The following is an 18,678-nucleotide window of genomic DNA, read 5'->3' on the forward strand; positions in this document are numbered from 1 at the left end:
CGTGCTTAGCGCAATGAGTTCATCCAGGGTGAGCGCGGGCCAGTCCGGTTCGAGGTCGTCTCCTGCAAGGCCGTGGACGCGATGGCTGTTCTGGCTCATGGAAGGGCGAGGCTTAGGGCTAAGTTGGCCGATTATCACCCGTCGGCACGACAAGAAGGGGTTGCCAAGACGGCACGTGCTGGACACACTCCCTATCGTTCGCGCGTTGAGGGACGTAAGCGAGCGCCTTTCCACGACCGGAATGAATCATGCAGAACACCGTTCGCGCGGCTGTCGCCGCTTCCCTCCTTGCCCTGTGCTGCCATGCCGTGGCTGCTTCCACTACCGTGCAGGACGTCCCCCGCCCGCTGGGCACCCACCGGCCGAGCGCTGCCACCATTGCCCAGTGGCAGGACCGTCGCTTTGGCATGTTCATCCATTTCGGGCTGTACTCCGCCCTGGGCGGCGAGTGGCGGGGCAAGCGCATCGACAACGGCTATAGCGAGCAGATCCTCGCCAACGGGAATATCGACGGCGCGGCCTATGCCGCCACCGCGGCCTCGTTCAATCCGGTGGACTTCGACGGCGATGCCATCGCCAGGCTAGCGAAGGCTGCCGGCATGAAATTCATCGTGATTACGTCCAAGCACCACGATGGCTTCAACATGTTCCATACGCGCGTCACGCCTTACAACATTGTCGACGCCACGCCGTTCAAGCGCGATGTCGTGAAGGAGCTGGCCGAGGCCTGCAAGAAGGAAGGGCTGGCCTTCGGTGTGTATTACTCCACGATCGATTGGCACCATCCGGGTGGCAACACCTATATCGAGGGCAACAGCAATCCGATCACGGCGGGGCAGGAAGCCTTCAACGTGGCGCAGCTGAAGGAATTGCTGGGCAACTATGGGCCGATCGCCGAGATCTGGTTCGACATGGGCAAGCCCACGGCGGCGCAAAGCCGGCACTTTGAAGAAACGGTACACGCGCTGCAGCCGCAGACCATGGTCTCGGGCCGGGTGTGGAACCACCAAGGCGATTTCACCGTGATGGGCGACAACGCCGAGCCCGAGGTTCGCGTCGAAGAACCCTGGCAGTCGCCGGCGTCGATGTTCCCCGAAACGTGGGGCTACCGCAGCTGGCAGCAACGCGGCGACGTGCAGGCGAAGGTGCGCGAGAATATTTCCCGCCTGGTGCGCGTGGTCAGTGCGGGCGGAAACTACATCCTGAACATCGGTCCGAAGGGTGACGGCAGCGTGGTGCCGTTCGAAGCCGACGTGCTGCGCGGTATCGGCGCATGGATGAAAACCAACAGCGAAGCGGTGTATGGCACGCGGGCGTCACCATTAGGCAAGCTCGATTTCGGCCATGCCACGATGGGGCGCGACACGGTTTACCTTTTCATCGACCACCCGCCGGCCGATGGCGTGTTGCATCTTCCGGGTGTCGTCGGATCCCCGTTTGGCAATATGCGGGTGCTTGGTGATTCGCCGGCCGTTGCCGTCGAAGCCACGCATGCGGACGATGGGCTGGATATCCAGGCCGGTAGCTTGCTTGACGGGCAGGCGGCTAAGGCATTCGAGCCCGTGATCGCCCTGTCGCTGGTCAAGCCCTTGCGTGTCATCCCGAAGGATGTACGCGCCCCGGTGAATGGCGTGGTGACATTACCTGGAGCCGACGCCGAGAAGTTTCTCAATTACAACGGTTACGGGTATGAAGATCCGGATACCGTGTACAAGTTACGGTGGCATGCCTCACTCGATGAGGGTCGCTACGAGGTGATCGTTCGTTACGCTGCATCGCGTTCGCCCAGAACCGTGGAGTTGGTGGTGGACGGACATGCACAGGCGCTGGTGCTTCCAGCGGGGCAGGGCAAGCAGTCGGTGACTGCGCACGTTGAGCGCGATGTCGCCCGCCAGCCCGACGCCATGCAACTGGAGCTAACGCCCCCGGAACCCTTCAGCAAGGGAACGCCGCTAGGCGTTGATGTCTTGGAGGTCACGCTACGGGCCAGGACGCCCGGTGCGAAACGTCCTGGTTGAGGAGATTCAGTCCGCCACGGCGTACGGCGTGCGATGGGCAAGCGACGGGCAGGCCGGTGGATGGCTGCCGGGGCCGTGCACCGCCACCGACAGCGCAGTCAACGCGTAGGCCGCACTGTCGGACAGTGGGTCGCTGCCAACCGGCGGCAAGGTGACGTGTGCACGGCGGGCAAGCTCATGGGCGAAGTGCATCATCGATTCGCGTCGCGTCGAGTCCGTGCTGTAGGTAAAACTCACCGTGATCGATGACTCGTCGAGTGTCTCGACCATGTGCGGCGACGTCATCGGGATGTACGCGCCGGTGCCGGGCGCCAGGTCGTACCGGTGCGCGCGCTCGCGGAATTCCTCGCGCCATTGCACCAGGGCGAGGTCGTGGCGCGCATGGAAGGTTGCCCGCGCCCGCTCGCTGCATACGTATTCATCATCCGGATCCCAAACGTACAGCGTCTTGTGCCCACGCACCTGCAACAGCAGGCCGTTGTTGCGATCGATGTGGTACGGGGTAACGGTGTGCGGCGAGGCAACGAAGATCCAGCCGGCACGGTAGTACATGCCCGGGTCGATTGCCTCCAGGCGATCGCGCACGGGATCCATCGCCTCGTCGATCAGGGTGCGGTATACCGGGTCCGCCTGGATGTGCCGCAGCAGCACCCATGCCTTGGCGTTGCTGATGTCGTGGATGGAGTCGACGATCGAGCGGTTGTTGGGAAACAGCTTGCCCACTTCATCGAAGTTCGACCCTGGCGTGGCCTGGTTGTTGAACGAGAACCAGCGCGTGGTGCCGCGGCAGCGCTTGCCCAGTTGGGCAAGCTCGTCGGGGGCCAGCAAGGGGTGGTCGACGAAATCGTGGGTCAGGCCCTGGGTGCGGGCGGGATGGAAGTTGTCCCAGTCCATCGTGATGGACCGGCGAACCGGCATGTCCATGGGAGGGCACCAGCAGCTTGGTTACATACCGTTCTACGCCTGCGCCAGCAAGGGCCGCGACTTGCCGGAAGGTCTAGCGGCGCCCTTGCGAATATCGCAAGAATTTGCCGTTTATGAGCATGCCTTGACGGGTGCCGGTGGGATAGCAAGGCGCCGCAATGGGCTGCGAAAAAATGCCAAAGCGCAAGAATTTACGGGCGTCCAAACACCCTTCCAGTGCGCGACTAGGCGATTCGACCGATGTTACAGATGTGCATCACTTCAGCTTGCATCCAGCGCGTCGCCTCAAGCGCCCTTGAAACCCACGCAGCCGCACATAAATAGCCGATGCCGGTGCCTTCGGGGCCGGCAAGCGTAGCCCCATGAGGGGCTTTTACTTTCCATTGCTCAAGTAGAGGATGCGACCAACATGCGTACCGTCGATTTTGCCCCGCTGTACCGTTCTTCCATCGGTTTCGACCGTCTGTTCGACTTGCTCGAGACCGCCAATCGCGCCCAGCCCAACGACAACTGGCCGCCGTACGACACGCTCAAGACCGGCGAGGACACCTACCGCATCACCATGGCGGTGGCAGGCTTCGCTGAAGGTGACCTCTCCATCACCCAGCAGCCGAACCTCTTGATCGTCACGGGCGAGAAGAAGGTCGAAGCCGAGGGTGAATACTTGCACCGCGGTATTGCCTACCGTCCGTTCAACCGCCGTTTCGAACTGGCCGACCACGTGCGCGTGGCGGGTGCGAGCATCCTCAATGGCCTGCTCACCATCGACCTCAAGCGCGAAGTGCCCGAGGCGATGAAGCCGCGCCAGATTGAGATCCGCACCGGCGCCACGATCGAGCATCGCCTGGGCGATACCGCCAAGGCTGCCTAAGGCGCGTGACCTGCAGGGACGCGATGAGAAAGCCGCCCTTCGGGGCGGCTTTTTCTTTATTAAGGAATACGGGCGATCAGCGCCGCTTGCTCCACGCCGGGATCCGGCGGCTCTCGCGTGCCCGGCGCCTCGGGATTGTCCGGGTGGATGGGCTGCTCCTCAGGTAGTACATCCGGGCCGGGGGTCGGGACCTCGGGTTTTGGCGCGCTGGGTTTCTCGTCGGGCCTGGCCGGAGTAAAGCCGGGCTTTTCAGGGATATTCGGACTTTGCATCGGTCGCTCCATGGCGGTGGCGGACCCAAGGTGAATAAAACGGCGTGACGGTGGTGTCGCGTGGGCGACAAGGCCCTGTATCGCTTGTTACCCTTGCCGCCTTACGCTCCCAAGGACATGGCCATGAGCCTCATCGAAACCCCCGTCTCGTTCGGCGAATTGATCGACAAGATCACCATCCTGGAAATCAAATCCCAGCGCATCGACGATGCGGCCAAGCTTGCCAACGTGCGCAACGAGTTGGAGCTGCTCAACGCCACCTGGGGCAACGCGCCTGCGTCGCAGACCGATATCTCGGCCGAGCGTGCACGGCTGCTTGCCGTGAACGAGCGGCTGTGGGACATCGAAGACGAGATCCGGGTGAAGGAATCGGCGCAGGAATTCGATGCCGCCTTCATCAAGCTGGCGCGGTCGGTGTATTTCGAGAACGACGAACGCGCCGCGATCAAGCGCGAGATCAACCTGAAGCTGGGCTCACAACTGGTGGAAGAGAAGTCCTACAAGGACTACCGCGCCAAGTAAGGCCTAAAGCCCAAGGAATTCCCGGCACGCCTCGAAACGGTCGATCATTTCATCGACCTCGATGAGGTCCGTGACGCCGGGAAATTCAATCTTCGTCCCCCAGGGGATGTCGCTCGCCGGCTTGCGCAGGAATTTCCTCGCGGCGGCATCGTACTTGTCCACGCACCAGCGCCGGTCGGAATACGGCCCGGAACGATGCGGGTTGCTGGCCGCATGCAAGCCCAGGATCTTCGTGCCCACGGTATTGCCCATGTGCATGGGGCCCGAATCGGGTGTTAGCAGCATGGGCGCGCGCGCGAGCAACGCCAGGTAGCGCTTGAGGGTGTCCCGGCCGGTGAGGTCGACCGGAGCGTGCCTGACCTTGCCAAGGATGCGGTCGGCCAGCTCCCGCTCAGGCGCCGAAGGGCCGCCGGTAAGGAGCACCCGGAAGCCGCGCTGGTGTGCATGGTCCATCACCGCGGCATAGCGTTCGGGCAGCCAGTTGCGCACGGTGTGGCTGGACATCGGGCTCACCAGCAGCGATGGCTCGTCGCCCGGCAATTGTTCGGCCGCCCACGCATGGGCTTCCTCGTCGATGGGAATATCCCACCGCACCTGGGTCTGCTTCAGCCCCAGGGGCTCGATGAAGCTGCCCATGGCGTCGAGCACGTGCTCGCCGGTGCGCGAGGGGATGCGTTCGTTGACGAACAGGCCGTGCAGGTCTTTCGAGCGTGCGTGGTCGTAGCCGATGCGGCGCGTGGCCTTCACCGCCCATGAAAGGATGTTCGAGCGCAGCGCCACCTGCATGTGCAGCAGTGCATCAAAATGGCGCCCGGCCAGTGCCTGGCGTACCTCGCCCATGCCCTGACGGCCCTTGCCCTTGTCGAAAGTGATGAATTCCACGCCGGGAAGGTCACCCACCAGCTTCCGTTCGAGCTTGCCGACGATCCAGGTGATCGAGGTGGCCGGCCAGGCGGCCTGGATGGTATGCACCAGCGGCACCACGTGGGTGACATCGCCGATGGCCGAGGTGCGAAGCAGGCAAAGGCTGCCGGGGACTGCGTTGACGGGGCTTGGCATTGCTAGACTCACCTTCCGGTGACAGTGGCGGCGGATCGAACGGTGCAGTCGATGATGATGACAGACGAGCGCGTGCTTGCCGACCAGGGCGGCGGAATCGTCTTCGACGCAGGCCTGGTGCCGGCGGTGGATCGCCGCTGGTTCGAGCCGGCCTGGTGGCAGGGCCAGGGTGCACTGGCGTCGGCCGCCGGCGGCCGCGGAGGCGTGAGCATCGTGCGCACCGACGCTGGCGAAGCGGTGCTCCGCCATTACCGGAGGGGCGGCATGGTGGCTAACCTCCTGGGCGACCGCTACCTGTGGTTCGGTGCCGACCGCACGCGCAGTTTCCGGGAATTCCGTTTGCTGGCGCACCTCCTGGCCCGGGGGCTGCCGGTGCCAGCCCCGCTTGCAGCGGGATTTGCCCGGCACGGCCTGCGTTACAGCGGCGACCTGGTTACCTTGCGCATTCCGTGCGCGTTGACCCTGGCAGAAAAAGTCGCGGCCGGTGCGCTCGATACCGAACTTGCCGGACAGGTGGGTGCGCTGGTGGCGCGCTTCCACCGCGAGGGTGTGTGGCATGCGGATCTGAACGCCCACAATATCCTGGTCAATCCCGAAGGCTTGTATCTCATCGACTTCGACCGCGGCCGCCTGCGCGCTCCACACTTGTCGTGGCAGCAGGACAACCTCGACAGGCTTCGCCGTTCACTGCTGAAGGTGGGCGCGGCACGTTCGGGCCAGGACGCCTTCGACAGCGGGGTGTGGAAGCCCCTGGTGTATCACTACGAACGGACCCTGGGCGCATGAGCTGGCAATTGCATTTCCTGGGTACCGGTGCCGCCCACGCGGTGGAACTGGGTTCGTCCTCCGCTGTCGTGGAACAGGACGGCCGGCCGCAACTCCTGATCGATTGCGGCCCGGATACCCTGGACCGCTATCAGGCGGCCTACGGCACGCCGCCGGCGGCGATCTATATCACCCACGTGCATCTGGATCACATCGGCGGCCTGGAGCGCCTGTTCTTCCGGTTGTGGTTCGACGAGGCATGGCGTGGCCGCTGCAAATTGTTCGTGCACGCAAGCCTTGTGCCCTGGTTGCAGGGACGCATGGCCGACTATCCGGGCGTGCTGGCCGAAGGCGGGGTGAACTGGTGGGAAGCGTTCAGCCTGGTGCCATGCTCGCGCGGCTTCTGGCATGAAGGGCATTGGTTCGATGTTTTCGCCACGCGGCACCATCGCGCGGGTACCTCGTACGGCCTGGCGTTGCATGGCAGCTTCATCTACACCGGCGATACGCGCCCGATCCCCGAGGCGCTGGCGGTGGTTGCCGCACATGGCGAGCTGGTCGCGCACGATTGCGGGCTGGTCGGCAATCCCTCGCATAGCGGCGCCGACGACCTGGTGCGCGAGTACGACGCGGACCTCCGCGCGCGCATGGTGGCCTACCATTACGGTTCCGAGGACGACGGGCGGAAGCTTCAGGCCCTGGGCTGGCGCATCGCCCACCCGGGTGATTCCCTTTTACTGCCCGATCCGCTGCCGCCGAGGGTGGATGCCGGCTAGGTCCGCCTTGTGCCCCGTGCCGCGTGTCATTACAATTCCGCTTCTTTGCCGGCACGGAAGCGGGCAGGGAAGACGCGTCAAGCGTGCGTGGAGAGGTGTCCGAGTGGTTGAAGGAGCACGCCTGGAAAGTGTGTATACGCCTTAAAAGCGTATCGAGGGTTCGAATCCCTCTCTCTCCGCCAACATCGATTGGCCCAATTACGGTGGCCCTGACGGTCCCCCCGCGACGATAGTTCGTAAACTCCGCCAGGTCCGGAAGGAAGCAACGGTAGCGAATGATTCGGGTGCCGGGGTGTGGCTGGCAGGGCTGCCACCTTTTGGGCGTTCGCATCCCAAGCCACTCCTTGGCACAATCCACTGTCGCCCCAAGGTAGTGAAGGCATGAGTTATCAGGTTCTGGCGCGCAAGTGGCGCCCCCGTAAATTCGCCGAACTCGTGGGCCAGGAACACGTGGTCCGCGCGCTCACCAATGCGCTCGAATCCGGGCGCATGCACCATGCCTACCTTTTCACCGGTACCCGCGGCGTCGGTAAAACCACCATCGCGCGCATATTCGCCAAGTCGCTCAACTGCGAACGCGGGGAATCGTCCGATCCCTGCGGCGAGTGCGCCGTATGCACCGCGGTGGACGCCGGCCGCTTCGTCGACCTTCTTGAAATCGATGCCGCCAGCAACACGGGCGTGGACGACGTCCGCGAGGTGATCGAGAACGCGCAGTACGCGCCTTCCCGCGGCCGCTTCAAGGTGTACCTGATCGACGAGGTGCACATGTTGTCCAAGCCAGCGTTCAACGCGCTGCTCAAGACGCTGGAAGAACCGCCGCCGCATGTGAAGTTCCTGCTGGCCACCACCGACCCGCAGAAACTCCCGGTGACGGTGCTCTCGCGCTGCCTGAAGTTCAATTTGAAGCGCATGTTGCCCGACCAGATCAGCGGGCAGATGCTGCATATTCTCGGTGCCGAGGGCATTGCCTTCGAGAATGAGGCCGTGGATGAAATCGCCCGCGCAGCCGACGGCTCGATGCGTGACGGCCTGTCGCTGCTCGACCAGGCCATTGCCTATGGCGCAGGCGCGCTCAAGGCGGCGGACGTGCGCGCCATGCTGGGCAGCGTCGATCGCGGCCAGGTGGTAGGCCTGCTCGAAGCGCTGGCGGCCAACGATGGCCATGCGCTGATGGCCGAGTGCGATCGCATCGCCTCGTTCTCGCCGGATTTCGCAGGCGTGCTTGACGACATCGCAGGCCTCTTGCACCGGCTCCAGCTGACGCAGCTGGTGGCGGGCCACGGGCTGGAGGAAGCTGCCGAAGCCGCGCTGGCCGAACGCCTGTCGGCCGAAGATGTCCAGCTGTACTACCAGATCGCCACCACCGGCCGCCGCGACCTCACCCTCGCCCCTGATGCGCGCACCGGCTTTGAAATGACCTTGCTGCGCATGCTGGCGTTTGCCCCGGCCGAAGGCGAAGCCGCACCCGCGCCGCGCCGCGCGCCGGCGATGCCAGCCAGCGATACCACCGGTGGCCGTAGCGGTGCATCCCGGGGCAATCAGGCAGCGGCCCCGGCATCAGCGGCAGACACTCGTGCGCCGCAGGCTTCGGCGCCAGCGAGCCGGGGTCAGAGTAATTACTCTGACCCCCAACCACCGCCACGCGTGTCCGCGCCGGTATCTTCCGTGGCCGCCGACGGCGAGATTCCCGACTGGCATACGCTGATTGAGCGAGCCAACCTCCGCGGGCCCCTGGGCCAGTTGGCGCAGAACGCGTCGATGCGCGGAGTCGACGGCGAAATCATGACCCTGGTACTGAAGCCCGCCTACATGCATCTGGCCGTGGAACCGCTCACCGGCCAGATGGAGGAGCGGCTCACCAAGGCCGTGGGGCGGCGCATCCGCCTGCGCTTCGTCGCCGACCACGCCGCAGGCGAGACGCCGGCCGAGCGCGCCGCGCAGATGCGCGATGCGCGCCAGGCCGATGCCGTCGACGCCATCGGCAACGATCCCGTGGTACAGGCACTGCAGCGCGACTTCGGTGCGCGTGTCATACCCCAATCCATCAAGCCCCTGGAGCAATGACGTGAAGGCACAAATCGGTCAGCTGATGCAGCAGGCCCAGCGCATGCAGGAAGACATGAAGCGTGCGCAGGAAGAAATCGCCCGCATGGAAGTCACCGGCAGTGCCGGTGGCGGCATGGTCACCGTGGTCATGACCGGCGCGCACGAGGTCCGCCGGGTGAAGATCGACCCGAAGCTCGTTGCCGACGACCTGGAAATGACCGAAGATCTCATCGCCGCCGCCGTCAACGACGCGGTGAACAAGATCGCCCAGGTGAGCAAGGACAAGCTCGGCGGCGTCACCGCCGGCCTGAACCTGCCGGCCGGCATGAAGCTGCCGTTCTGATCTTCCCATGAGCAGTAGTTCCCGACTCCTTGCCGAGCTGATCGACGCCCTGCGCTGCCTGCCTGGCGTCGGCGGCAAGAGCGCCCAGCGCATGGCCTTCCATCTGCTCGAACGTGAACGGCAGGGCGGTTTCCGCCTGGCCGCGGCGCTCGAGGCCGCCATGCGCGATGTCGGCCATTGCAGCCGCTGCCGCACTTTCAGCGAGGAACCGGTGTGCCCGGTGTGCGCCAGCGCCAGCCGCGACAAGCACGTGCTGTGCGTGGTGGAGTCGCCGTCGGACCTCGTTGCCATCGAACAGGCCACCGGCTATCGCGGCCTGTATTTCGTCCTGCTGGGGCGTCTTTCGCCCCTCGATGGCCTGGGACCGGAGGAACTGGGTTTGCCGATGCTGGCCCAGCGCCTGGGCGAGGGCGAGATAGAGGAGATGATCCTGGCCACCAATCCCACCGTCGAAGGTGAGGCCACCGCGCATTACCTGGGCCAGCTGGCGCGCGCTGCTGGCATCCGCGTCACCCGCCTTGCGCATGGCGTGCCGCTGGGCGGCGAGCTGGAGTTCGTCGACCGTGGCACGCTGGCCCATGCTTTTGGCACCCGCCAGGTGCTGGGCTCCTGACTTCATCGGAAAACCCTTGACATGACCGATACCATCTTCGCCAAGATCGTCCGTCGCGAAATCCCCGCCGACATCGTCTACGAAGACGACGACGTGCTGGCTTTCCGCGACCTCAACCCGCAGGCTCCGGTGCACGTGCTGTTCATCCCGAAGCGGGCCATCGCCACCTTAAGCGATGCCACCGCGGACGATGCCGTGCTGTTGGGCAAGCTGCTGCTGGCCGCCGCGCGGTATGCCAGGGAGCAGGGCTTTGAAAAGAACGGCTATCGCACCGTGATCAATACCAACGAAGACGGTGGGCAGACGGTATTCCACCTGCATGTCCATCTGCTTGCCGGTCGCCGGATGACCTGGCCACCGGGCTGACAACCAAAAAGGTTTGCACCAAAAAAAGCCGGCTTTCGCCGGCATTTTTTTGCTTGGGGGTCAGAGTGATTACTCTGACCCCGCTTGCCGATGGCGCTAGCGGCGCGGCACCGGGCGAGGTACCACGATCACGCGGCGCGGGTAGTAGCCGCCGTAGCCACCCCACCCACCCCAATACGGACCGCCCCAGTACGGGCCGAAGCCCGGACCCCAGAACGGGTCGTAGTAGCCCGGCGGGTAGTTGTAGACCACGCGCTTGGGCCACAGATAGACCACGTCGGCTTCCACACGCGGGTAGGCGTAGTCGAAATCGCCGACCTTCTGCGAGACCGTGCCATGGATGGTGCCGGTAACGGAGATCTCGCGACCGCGGGTGAAAACTTCCGGATCGTAGAAACCTTCGCGGCAGGCGACGAAGCGGCCCTGGTTATCGGACTTGTCGCCCGAGGGGCGCGCCTGGCTATCGAGGGTCTGCGACAGGATGTAGAAGCAGGTTTCCTGCGGACCGGGCTCGGTCTTGATGATCTCGCCGCCCCAGCGAACCTTGGTGCCACCGGCCCCACCCTGCTGCGCACTGGCCGTGGTGACCGGTGTGAAGTTGCCTTCCAGTGGCTTGGGGATCGTGGCGCAGGCGCCCAGCGTTACGGTGGCCGCCGCGAGCAACAACGGCTTGGTGATCGACATGGTTTCAACTCCCTGTGGGTAGCGGATCGCGGACGATCCGGGGACAGTGCTATTTGACCACGCGCGGCGGTCGGAATTCCCTAGCCATCCTTGCGAATCGACGTGCCAGTTCAGGTGCCGGTTCGCTACGGGCATAAGTGAGGTGGTTGTATAGGGTGGCCAGACTTTCCAGTTCCTTACGTCGTGCAGGCCAAAAACGGGCCGCGCGTGAAAAATAGTGCCCAGGCGCCTCGCTGGCCCGCGATGCCAGGCCACGGCGCACTAGCCTTGCCTTCAACCGTGCCAGCGCACGCTGGGCCACGTCGCCTTCCGGGCGTCGGTAGAGCGCCCAGCCCAGCCCGATGGCCGCCAGAAGGCAAATACCGCTGGCAAGGATGGTCACCAGCATGGAAGGTGGTGCTTCACGCACGCCGAAAGGTTGCAGCAGGCTGCGTTGGCGCAGGGCGTCAAAGCCAGTAACGCCCTGGGCCCATAAGCGGTTGACGATGTCCCAGCGATTGCGTGCGGCCTGCAGCCACGCCGGCTGGTACCAGGGACCGGTGCCGTCGCCGGCGGCCGTGCCGTCGGCTGCGATGCGTTCGGGCCGCACCGCACCGGTGGGATCAAAACGCACCCAGCCACGCCCGGCCAGCCACACTTCCGACCATGCATGGGCATTGGACTGCCGCACCAGCAGGTATTGCCCCAGGCGATTGTAGAAACCACCCTGGTATCCGGTGACCACGCGTGCCGGAATGCCGGCGGCGCGCATCAGGAACGTAAAGGCCGACGCGTAATGCTCGCAAAATCCCTCGCGGGTGTTGAAGAGGAAATCGTCGATGCTGTCGCGTCCGAGCGGGACGGGAGCCAGCGTGTAGCGGAAGCCGCCATCATGGAACAGCCCCAGCGCCGCCCGGGCGATGCCTTCGTCGTTCTGGCCGAAGGTCTGGCGCCACTGCTGGGCCAGCGCACGTGCGCGGGGATCGAAGTTGGGCGGCAGCTGCAAGCCCAGGCGTCGCGTGCTGTCATCGAGGTCGGCTTGCAGGCCGTAGCCCAGCGCTGAGCTCACGCGGTAGCGACGCACTTCGTCGATGCGGTCGTTGGAGGACAGTTCACGGTCGGCCGACAGCCGGGCGCCTTCGGGTGCAGCCATGGGCACGTCCAGCGCCGGCAAGGTACGGCGGTGGGTGGCTTCCAGGGTGATTTCATAGGTCGCGACTGGCCCCTGCGGCAGCAACCCGGCCACCTCGCCGCGGCGACCGTAGCCATGGTCCCAGCGCCGGCCGTCGAAATTCCACATGACAAAGGCGCGGAAGTAGCGCTGGTCGGGTCGGGGGGCCACGCCATCGAACGACACGCGCATGGCGGCCGAATCGTCGGTAAGCAGTTCCGTGAGGTCGCCCGGCGACATGCTCGAGGACAACCCCGGTTTCGCCGTATCAGCTGCCGGCGCGCCCCACAGCGGCTCGGAAAGCCGCGGCACGAACAGGAAGGCCATCAGTGCCAGCGGCAGCGCCGCGGCGAGCAGTCCCAGCGACGGCAACGCCGCCTGGGTGATCGTGCGCTGCGCCTGGCCAGGCTCCAGCGAGCGCAGGCTCATCAGTGCCGGCACGATGGCAAGGGCAACGGCCATGGTCACCACGAGGCCCTGGTCGGAAAGCAACGCCGCCATCAGCGCGAAGCAGGCGAAGGCGACGGCCACGCGCACATCGCGCGCGGTCTCGCATTCGAACGTCTTCAATACCAAGAGGCCCACGGCAAAGGCGCTGCCCGGCTCACGGCCGAAGAGGTTGCCGTACCACAGGACGATGCCGGCCAGTAGACCCAGTGTCAGCGGAAGCTTCAACCACATGGGCGTCTTGCCCGGCCGGTGTCGCCGCCGCCAATGGCTGGCCAGTAGGGCAACCCCGAGCAGAAGGGTGAGCCACGGCGGCAGATGCGATGCATGGACGGCGACCACGCACGCCATGGTGATGCAGACCAGGTTGAACGTTCCGGCCGAAATCGGTGCCTCGCGGACCTTGTGGGTGAGTGCGTAGAGGAAATTCATGGCTGCAGTGCGAGGGCGGTCATGCAGCGGTGGAAATGTTCATCGCCCTGGGCGACATCGAACAAACGGTCCGGCAACGCGAGGCTCCAGCGATGGCCGGCGAGGTGGGCTTCGTTGACCCAGCGCGCCAGGCGCGCGATGCGTGATTCGTTGTCCATGCCGTGCATCGCTTGCCACGACAACCGCCACTCGGCCTCGGGCGCGGGTTGCTCCATGTCCTTCACCAGGAGGAATTCATGCCGCGCGCTGAGCTTCCAGGCGATCTGCCGGCGTGGATCGCCCGGCCGGTACATGCGCAGCGCAGTCGGCTCGTCGCCCGGGTGCGGGCGGCCACGATCATCATCGAGCGAAGGCTCGCGCGGCGGCGGCCCGAAGCCTTCGGCCCGCGGATACACCAATACCTTGTGATCGGGGTGCAGCCAGCTCCAGGCGCGGAACATGCCCAATGGCCACGTGGTGAACAGGCGCATCCGTGGCATCGCCATGTAGCCGCGTTGTTCGGTGGGTAGCGCAAGTTCCAGCGTGATGGGTACACCCGCAGCGACGGCGAAAGCCAGGCGCCGGCCGGCGACGTCCATCTGCAGCGAGCTGCGCGTGCGCCGCCCCGGGGCGATGTCGATCGTCAATGGCACGTCTTCGCCGGCCACGACGGTCTGCGCGCGGATCGCCGTCAGGGCAACACCGTCAAGCGTTCGAAACGCCACCAGCATGCTGCCGGCACCGGCGGCTCCGACGAGGCAGGTGAGCAGCAGGGCTGAGTTGTTCGAATAGTTCAGCGCGCCGAGCACCATCACCGCCAGGAGCACCGTGAAGCCCAGGCCGAAGCCGGTAGGCACGATGTAGATGCGGCGCCGGTGCAGCGCGATGGGCAATGCTTCGGGACTGCGCAGCCGTGTCAGCGACGGCAGCCGCCGTTCGGCCCTGCGCAGCACGGCCGACCATGCCCGCCCAAGGGGGGTCATCCGACCGCGACTTCCGCCAGTATGGCGCGGGCAATGGCTTCGCGATGGGCGCCCTTTCCGGGGATAAGCCGATGCGAGGCGGCAGGCACGAACAGTGCCTGGATGTCTTCGGGAAGGACATAGTCCCGCCCGCTGGCCAGCGCCCAGGCCCGGCTGGCCGCCAGCAGGGAAAGTCCCGCGCGAGGAGACAGGCCCACGCGTATGTCAGGGTGCCGGCGCGTGGCTGCCAGGAGGGCCTGCAGGTAATCAAGCAGTGCCGGGCTCACTGTCGTTGCCAGCGATTGGGTGTGCAACATATCCAGCGCCGCGCCATCGAGCTTGGGCTGTAGCTGGGCCAGGATGTCGCGGCGGTCGGCGCCGGACAGCAATGCACGTTCGGCGGCGGCATCGGGGTAGTCCAGGCTTACGCGCAACATGAAACGGTCGAGCTGGGAATCGGGGAGCGGAAACGTGCCGGCGAGATCGAGCGGGTTTTGTGTGGCCACGACGAAGAACGGCTGGGGCAGGGCATGCGTGACGCCGTCTACCGTGGCCTGGCCTTCGGCCATGGCTTCGAGCAGGGCGCTTTGGGTTTTCGGCGATGCGCGGTTGATTTCATCGGCCAACAGCAGGCGGGTAAAGATCGGGCCCGGGTGGAAACGGAACGTGCCACCCTCGCGCTCGTACACGCTGACGCCGATAATGTCGGACGGCAGGAGATCGGACGTGAACTGGATGCGCTGGAAATCGAGATCGAAGGTTGCCGCAAGGGCATGGGCCAGGGTGGTCTTGCCCACGCCCGGTACGTCCTCGAGCAGCAGGTGGCCGCGGGCGATGAGGCAGGTGAAGGCCAGCTTCACCTGGCGCGGTTTGCCCAGCAGCACGCTGTTGACCTGTTCGAGCCCGGCGTCGAGCCGGCGTTTGAAGGTATCGTCGCGAATCGGGTTGGTTGCGGACATGTGCGCGGAAGGCTGCCAGTAAGGATGGACCGGGGCCCGGGCCATGACCGAAGCAGTGTAGTGGCCGCCCGCGATGGCTGGCGAGACGCATTCGTCGTCGCGTTCCTTGCGGTGCAGGTCATCAAGCTCGTTATCGCGATGCGCTTGTCACCTTTTGTCGATGAAGCCTTTTACTGGATGGAAAGCCGGCGCCTGGACGTCGGCTACAGCGACCTGCCCGCGCTCACCGCCTGGATGATCGCCGCCGGCGAGCACCTGCTGGGGCACGGTTTGTTGGGCATGCGACTGATATTCCTCATGGTCGGGGCCTGCCTGCCCTGGCTCGTGGTGGCCCTGGCACGCCACGTCGGCGACAGACGCCAGGCGTGGCAGGCGGGTTTGCTCACCCTTGTCCTGCCGCTGGCCGGAAGCCTTGGCGTCATGGCCATGCCCGACGTGCCCCTGACTGCGGGTTTCACCCTGGCCACGCTGGGACTCGTCCGCGCCTTCGACCGGGATCGGTGGGTCGACTGGTCCCTTGTAGGCATCGGCCTGGCGATCACCTGGCTGGCGCACTATCGGGCGGCGATGCCGATGCTCGCGGGCCTGTTGCTGTTCACCCTCACGCCGCGTGGCCGCGCACGATGGTCGCGCCCTGGATTTTGGCTGGCCATGGCGATTGCCGCGTTGGGCCTGGTGCCGATGGCCATCTACAACCTTCGTGAGTCCGGCGTGGGCCTGGCCTTCCAACTGGTTAATCGCAATCCCTGGCAATTCCATGCCGATGCACTGGTGCAACCGCTGGAGCAGGCCGTGGCCTGCACGCCACTGCTCTACGGCTGCCTGCTTTGGGCAGCGTGGCAGGCGTGGCGCCGCCGCGCGCTGGCGCCGTGGGATATCATCGCCACGGTGTCGGTGACGTATATCGTGGCCTGGTTTGTACTGGGCCTGTTTGCCGACGACCTGCGCTTCCGGGCACATTGGCCCCTGCAGGGATACCTGCCCTTGCTTGCGGTGCTCCCGGTATTGTGGCGAGGGGTGGACCGTCGATGGGTGATCGCCACGGCCGGCCTGGCCACGATGGGCCTGCTTGCCGGTTTCGGCTACCTGGCGCTGGCTTCGTCACCAACGGGTGCCGGTCGCCTTGCCGGATGGAAGGCCTTTCCGGCCAACTTCACTGGCTGGCAGGAGGCCGCGGCCGCGATGGGGCCGCTGCTGGCCGCCCATCCCGGTGCCATCCCCGTGGCCGACAATTTCAAACTGGCGGCGGAGCTGTCCTTCGCGCTGGATCGTCCTGTTCGTAGCCTGGACAGCCCGTTGAATGAAAAGCATGGACGGGCGCCGCAACTGGCGGCCTGGCACCTGGACGAAGCCGGGCTTGCCGTGACGAAAGGCGCGCCCATCGTGCTGGCCGTGGACGAGTCCTCACTCCGCGAGAATGAACGCCTGCCGTGGTTGGTATCGCTGTGTTCGCGTGTGCAAGCGCCGACGCCGGCCGGTCGCCTGGACCTCTTCGATGGACGCAAGCGTGTCGCCTATTACCTGGCGCAGGTGCCAACAGGGCCGATGCCCGATGTCTCCGCCGCCTCATGCATGTTCGTGACTCAGGCCGCGCAGGCGGCGACAGGCCAGGGCGTGCAGGGTAGGGCCGGGAACTAACCGGGTGAGGGTCGGATATGGTCGCGCACGGCCAGGTCCAGCGCATGCTGGGCTTCGTCCAGGTCGCGCAGGCCCGGTTCGATGCGCTGCCGCGCCTTGGCCAGGGCCTGGACGGCACTATCGAGGTCGGCCTGGCTGGCCGAAGGTGCTTCGTCGCGAATCCAGATGCGCTGCTGGAGCAGGGCGCGCAAGCCTGAATCGAGCGCATGGCGGGCCTGTTGTTCGCCGGCGGCCGGGCGGTCGGGTGTCTCGGCCATCATGGCGTGGGCGCGCTGCAGGCGGATACGGCATTCCTTGAGGTCCGACTCCAGGCGGTCGGCATGGTCGAGCAGCGTCGCAAACGTGCGCTGGCGGCGTCGCGCCCGTCCCTGGCTGACCATGGCGGCCACGCCAGCGAGCAGCAGGGCGGCGAAAATGCCGACGAGGATCGCCGGGGCAGGGACATTCACGGGTGTATCCTCTGAATTCGCGCCCCAGGCGTCAGGCAGGGGCCAAGTCTGCCGCAAGGGCGGTCGTCACTGCAAAACCCAAGGGGTGGCTGGGCTGCAAGTGCTTCAGAATAGTTGACTTCCTGGCGCCCGCTGCCTACCATTTCCCGATTATGTCCGTGACTTTGCCCTCGTCCCTGGATGTGTGGCGCATGGTGACGGCGCGGCGCAGCTTCGAAGGATCTTTACCGGTGTCGGGTCTTACCCGCCTCGTAGAGGTTCTCGCGGCGCCGGACGGCGAGGTAGCCTACACGGTGGATTTCGATCGGGATGAGTTCGGGGTGGCGTATGTGGCCATCCATGCGAACGCGCCCCTGACGGTCACCTGCCAGCGCACGCTCGAGCCGTTCGTGTTGCCCGTGGTCATCGATACGCGTCTTGGCCTGATCACCGACGAGCGCGACGAAGCCGCGTTGCCGCCCGGTTACGAGGCCTTGCTGGTGGAAGACGATGGGCGCGTGGCCATGGCTGCGGTCATCGAGGATGAATTGCTGTTGGCGCTGCCGCTGGTCCCGGTGAATCCGGACAGCACGCTGCCCGAAGAACTGGTGGTCCCCGACGAAGAACCCCCGTCGGATGGCCGTACCGATAACCCGTTCGCCGTCCTGGGCGAACTCAAGAAACGCTAGTTTTCGCTGGAGATACGATCATGGCTGTTGCCAAGAGCCGCAAGACCCCATCCACCCGCGGCATGCGCCGTTCGCACGACGCGCTGAAGACCGTGCAGCTGTCCACCGATCCGACCAGCGGCGAGGTGCACCTGCGCCACCACGTCACCAAGGACGGCTACTACCGCGGCAAGAAGGTCATCCAGACCGCAGGCCCGGTGGTCGAGGAAGATTGATCCCAAGCGGAGGGCTGTCGCCCTCCGTTGCCTGGGTTTGACCGACAAGGCGGCGCGGAAACGCGCCGCCTTGTTTTCGTGCGTCCGTTCCTTAGGCCTCATGCGCACTCCATACCCTCGCGCATCCGGCCGTTCGATGGCACCATCCGCATTTTGACCTTCAGCCAGGCTACCGCATGACCACTGCTTCGCTCGCCTTCGTATTCCCAGGACAGGGTTCCCAGGCCGTGGGCATGCTCGCCGAGCTTGCCGCCGCCCATACAGAAGTGAAGGCGACCTTCGACGAAGCTTCCGCCGGCGCCGGCCGCGACCTCTGGACGCTGTCCCAGCAGGGTCCGGAAGAAGAGCTCAACCGCACGGAGAACACGCAGCCGGCCCTGCTGGCGGCAAGCGTCGCGGCGTGGCGCGTGTGGCAGTCCATGAACGGCGCGGTGCCTGCCATGCTTTCGGGCCATAGCCTGGGCGAATACAGTGCCCTGGTCTGTGCCGGCGCGCTGTCATTGCACGACGCCGCGGG

The 18,678-nt window shown here is 65.4% G+C and carries 21 protein-coding genes, 1 tRNA gene and 1 other RNA gene; 15 read left to right on the forward strand and 8 right to left on the reverse strand.

The features are described 5' to 3' along the window. The first annotated feature begins 248 nt into the window (after nucleotides 1-248). Nucleotides 249-2,018 carry an alpha-L-fucosidase gene (locus VK519_RS17360; RefSeq protein ID WP_324351862.1) on the forward strand — a complete coding sequence of 590 codons (1,770 nt, stop codon included), beginning with the start codon at nucleotides 249-251 and terminating at the stop codon, nucleotides 2,016-2,018. A 6-nt stretch (nucleotides 2,019-2,024) separates the two neighbouring features. Here the strand turns inward: VK519_RS17360 and VK519_RS17365 are convergent, their stop codons facing one another. Next, a complete protein-coding gene (locus VK519_RS17365) occupies nucleotides 2,025-2,942 on the reverse strand; it encodes a cupin-like domain-containing protein (RefSeq protein WP_324351864.1) in 918 nt (305 codons plus the stop codon). A 409-nt stretch (nucleotides 2,943-3,351) separates the two neighbouring features. Here VK519_RS17365 and VK519_RS17370 point away from each other — a divergent pair, with 409 nt between their 5' ends. Continuing rightward, nucleotides 3,352-3,813, forward strand: a complete 462-nt coding sequence (locus VK519_RS17370) for an Hsp20 family protein (protein ID WP_324351865.1) — start codon at nucleotides 3,352-3,354, stop codon at nucleotides 3,811-3,813. A 59-nt stretch (nucleotides 3,814-3,872) separates the two neighbouring features. Here VK519_RS17370 and VK519_RS17375 read toward each other — a convergent pair whose 3' ends face one another. Next, complete coding sequence (locus VK519_RS17375; protein ID WP_324351867.1) at nucleotides 3,873-4,085, reverse strand: hypothetical protein; 213 nt, start codon at nucleotides 4,083-4,085, stop codon at nucleotides 3,873-3,875. Between the two features lie 123 nt (nucleotides 4,086-4,208). Between VK519_RS17375 and VK519_RS17380 the strand changes: the two genes are divergently transcribed. Continuing rightward, entirely contained in the window at nucleotides 4,209-4,607 is a 399-nt protein-coding gene (locus VK519_RS17380) for a DUF6165 family protein (protein WP_324351870.1), read from the forward strand. 3 nt (nucleotides 4,608-4,610) lie between these two features. Here the strand turns inward: VK519_RS17380 and VK519_RS17385 are convergent, their stop codons facing one another. After that, nucleotides 4,611-5,666: a glycosyltransferase family 9 protein gene (locus VK519_RS17385; protein WP_324351872.1), complete on the reverse strand. Its 1,056-nt coding sequence runs from the start codon at nucleotides 5,664-5,666 to the stop codon at nucleotides 4,611-4,613. A gap of 51 nt (nucleotides 5,667-5,717) precedes the next feature. Here VK519_RS17385 and VK519_RS17390 point away from each other — a divergent pair, with 51 nt between their 5' ends. From VK519_RS17390 to VK519_RS17425, 8 genes are all read left to right on the forward strand, one after another. Then, on the forward strand, nucleotides 5,718-6,452 hold the full coding sequence (locus tag VK519_RS17390) for a 3-deoxy-D-manno-octulosonic acid kinase (RefSeq protein WP_414692770.1): 735 nt from the start codon (nucleotides 5,718-5,720) through the stop codon (nucleotides 6,450-6,452). After that, nucleotides 6,449-7,207, forward strand: coding sequence for an MBL fold metallo-hydrolase (locus tag VK519_RS17395; protein ID WP_324351874.1), 759 nt, complete (start codon nucleotides 6,449-6,451; stop codon nucleotides 7,205-7,207). The genes VK519_RS17390 and VK519_RS17395 overlap by 4 nt, the downstream gene beginning before the upstream one ends. 89 nt (nucleotides 7,208-7,296) lie before the next feature. Further along, nucleotides 7,297-7,389 (forward strand) — tRNA-Ser (locus VK519_RS17400). 28 nt (nucleotides 7,390-7,417) lie between these two features. Then, an RNA gene (ffs, locus tag VK519_RS17405) (signal recognition particle sRNA small type) lies at nucleotides 7,418-7,514 on the forward strand. 74 nt (nucleotides 7,515-7,588) lie between these two features. Continuing rightward, nucleotides 7,589-9,274, forward strand: coding sequence for a DNA polymerase III subunit gamma/tau (dnaX, locus tag VK519_RS17410; protein ID WP_324351876.1), 1,686 nt, complete (start codon nucleotides 7,589-7,591; stop codon nucleotides 9,272-9,274). Nucleotide 9,275: 1 nt separating this feature from the next. Continuing rightward, nucleotides 9,276-9,599, forward strand: coding sequence for a YbaB/EbfC family nucleoid-associated protein (locus VK519_RS17415; protein ID WP_324351878.1), 324 nt, complete (start codon nucleotides 9,276-9,278; stop codon nucleotides 9,597-9,599). Nucleotides 9,600-9,606: 7 nt separating this feature from the next. After that, nucleotides 9,607-10,212 (forward strand): recombination mediator RecR, encoded by a 606-nt coding sequence (gene recR, locus VK519_RS17420; RefSeq protein ID WP_324351879.1) that lies wholly within the window; start codon nucleotides 9,607-9,609, stop codon nucleotides 10,210-10,212. A 21-nt stretch (nucleotides 10,213-10,233) separates the two neighbouring features. Further along, nucleotides 10,234-10,578, forward strand: coding sequence for a histidine triad nucleotide-binding protein (locus VK519_RS17425; RefSeq protein WP_250625818.1), 345 nt, complete (start codon nucleotides 10,234-10,236; stop codon nucleotides 10,576-10,578). Between the two features lie 96 nt (nucleotides 10,579-10,674). Here VK519_RS17425 and VK519_RS17430 read toward each other — a convergent pair whose 3' ends face one another. The 4 genes from VK519_RS17430 to VK519_RS17445 are packed head-to-tail and all read right to left on the reverse strand — an operon-like array spanning nucleotide 10,675 to nucleotide 15,191. Then, nucleotides 10,675-11,262 (reverse strand): Slp family lipoprotein, encoded by a 588-nt coding sequence (locus VK519_RS17430; RefSeq protein WP_324351882.1) that lies wholly within the window; start codon nucleotides 11,260-11,262, stop codon nucleotides 10,675-10,677. A gap of 49 nt (nucleotides 11,263-11,311) precedes the next feature. Beyond that, nucleotides 11,312-13,291, reverse strand: coding sequence for a transglutaminase TgpA family protein (locus VK519_RS17435; protein WP_324351885.1), 1,980 nt, complete (start codon nucleotides 13,289-13,291; stop codon nucleotides 11,312-11,314). Next, nucleotides 13,288-14,253 carry a DUF58 domain-containing protein gene (locus VK519_RS17440; RefSeq protein WP_324351887.1) on the reverse strand — a complete coding sequence of 322 codons (966 nt, stop codon included), beginning with the start codon at nucleotides 14,251-14,253 and terminating at the stop codon, nucleotides 13,288-13,290. The genes VK519_RS17435 and VK519_RS17440 overlap by 4 nt, the downstream gene beginning before the upstream one ends. After that, nucleotides 14,250-15,191, reverse strand: coding sequence for an AAA family ATPase (locus VK519_RS17445; protein WP_324351889.1), 942 nt, complete (start codon nucleotides 15,189-15,191; stop codon nucleotides 14,250-14,252). Before VK519_RS17445 ends, VK519_RS17440 begins: the two co-directional genes overlap by 4 nt. 60 nt (nucleotides 15,192-15,251) lie before the next feature. Between VK519_RS17445 and VK519_RS17450 the strand changes: the two genes are divergently transcribed. Continuing rightward, nucleotides 15,252-16,829, forward strand: coding sequence for an ArnT family glycosyltransferase (locus VK519_RS17450; protein ID WP_324351891.1), 1,578 nt, complete (start codon nucleotides 15,252-15,254; stop codon nucleotides 16,827-16,829). Here the strand turns inward: VK519_RS17450 and VK519_RS17455 are convergent. Then, the gene (locus VK519_RS17455; RefSeq protein ID WP_324351893.1) at nucleotides 16,826-17,278 is read right to left on the reverse strand and encodes a hypothetical protein; all 453 of its coding nucleotides are present in this window, start codon (nucleotides 17,276-17,278) and stop codon (nucleotides 16,826-16,828) included. The genes VK519_RS17450 and VK519_RS17455 overlap by 4 nt on opposite strands. A gap of 152 nt (nucleotides 17,279-17,430) precedes the next feature. Between VK519_RS17455 and VK519_RS17460 the strand changes: the two genes are divergently transcribed. The 3 genes from VK519_RS17460 to VK519_RS17470 all read left to right on the forward strand — a co-directional run. Further along, a complete protein-coding gene (locus VK519_RS17460; protein ID WP_324351895.1) occupies nucleotides 17,431-17,946 on the forward strand; it encodes a YceD family protein in 516 nt (171 codons plus the stop codon). Nucleotides 17,947-17,966: 20 nt separating this feature from the next. Continuing rightward, a complete protein-coding gene (rpmF, locus tag VK519_RS17465) occupies nucleotides 17,967-18,161 on the forward strand; it encodes a 50S ribosomal protein L32 (RefSeq protein ID WP_250625830.1) in 195 nt (64 codons plus the stop codon). A 176-nt stretch (nucleotides 18,162-18,337) separates the two neighbouring features. Beyond that, the coding region (locus VK519_RS17470; protein ID WP_324351897.1) for an ACP S-malonyltransferase at nucleotides 18,338-18,678 on the forward strand (341 nt) is incomplete at its 3' end.

It is taken from the genome of Pinirhizobacter sp. (assembly GCF_035317885.1).
Classification (GTDB): Bacteria; Pseudomonadota; Gammaproteobacteria; order Xanthomonadales; family Rhodanobacteraceae; genus Pinirhizobacter.

Excerpts from the sequence above, each read along its gene's own strand:
- VK519_RS17360 (WP_324351862.1), top strand. The coding sequence starts at position 249 with ATGCAGAACACCGTTCGCGCGGCTGTCGCCGCTTCCCTCCTTGCCCTG.
- VK519_RS17365 (WP_324351864.1), bottom strand. The coding sequence starts at position 2,942 with ATGGACATGCCGGTTCGCCGGTCCATCACGATGGACTGGGACAACTTC.
- VK519_RS17370 (WP_324351865.1), top strand. The coding sequence starts at position 3,352 with ATGCGTACCGTCGATTTTGCCCCGCTGTACCGTTCTTCCATCGGTTTC.
- VK519_RS17375 (WP_324351867.1), bottom strand. The coding sequence starts at position 4,085 with ATGCAAAGTCCGAATATCCCTGAAAAGCCCGGCTTTACTCCGGCCAGG.
- VK519_RS17380 (WP_324351870.1), top strand. The coding sequence starts at position 4,209 with ATGAGCCTCATCGAAACCCCCGTCTCGTTCGGCGAATTGATCGACAAG.
- VK519_RS17385 (WP_324351872.1), bottom strand. The coding sequence starts at position 5,666 with ATGCCAAGCCCCGTCAACGCAGTCCCCGGCAGCCTTTGCCTGCTTCGC.
- VK519_RS17390 (WP_414692770.1), top strand. The coding sequence starts at position 5,718 with ATGATGATGACAGACGAGCGCGTGCTTGCCGACCAGGGCGGCGGAATC.
- VK519_RS17395 (WP_324351874.1), top strand. The coding sequence starts at position 6,449 with ATGAGCTGGCAATTGCATTTCCTGGGTACCGGTGCCGCCCACGCGGTG.
- dnaX (WP_324351876.1), top strand. The coding sequence starts at position 7,589 with ATGAGTTATCAGGTTCTGGCGCGCAAGTGGCGCCCCCGTAAATTCGCC.
- recR (WP_324351879.1), top strand. The coding sequence starts at position 9,607 with ATGAGCAGTAGTTCCCGACTCCTTGCCGAGCTGATCGACGCCCTGCGC.
- VK519_RS17425 (WP_250625818.1), top strand. The coding sequence starts at position 10,234 with ATGACCGATACCATCTTCGCCAAGATCGTCCGTCGCGAAATCCCCGCC.
- VK519_RS17430 (WP_324351882.1), bottom strand. The coding sequence starts at position 11,262 with ATGTCGATCACCAAGCCGTTGTTGCTCGCGGCGGCCACCGTAACGCTG.
- VK519_RS17435 (WP_324351885.1), bottom strand. The coding sequence starts at position 13,291 with ATGAATTTCCTCTACGCACTCACCCACAAGGTCCGCGAGGCACCGATT.
- VK519_RS17440 (WP_324351887.1), bottom strand. The coding sequence starts at position 14,253 with ATGACCCCCCTTGGGCGGGCATGGTCGGCCGTGCTGCGCAGGGCCGAA.
- VK519_RS17445 (WP_324351889.1), bottom strand. The coding sequence starts at position 15,191 with ATGTCCGCAACCAACCCGATTCGCGACGATACCTTCAAACGCCGGCTC.
- VK519_RS17460 (WP_324351895.1), top strand. The coding sequence starts at position 17,431 with ATGTCCGTGACTTTGCCCTCGTCCCTGGATGTGTGGCGCATGGTGACG.
- rpmF (WP_250625830.1), top strand. The coding sequence starts at position 17,967 with ATGGCTGTTGCCAAGAGCCGCAAGACCCCATCCACCCGCGGCATGCGC.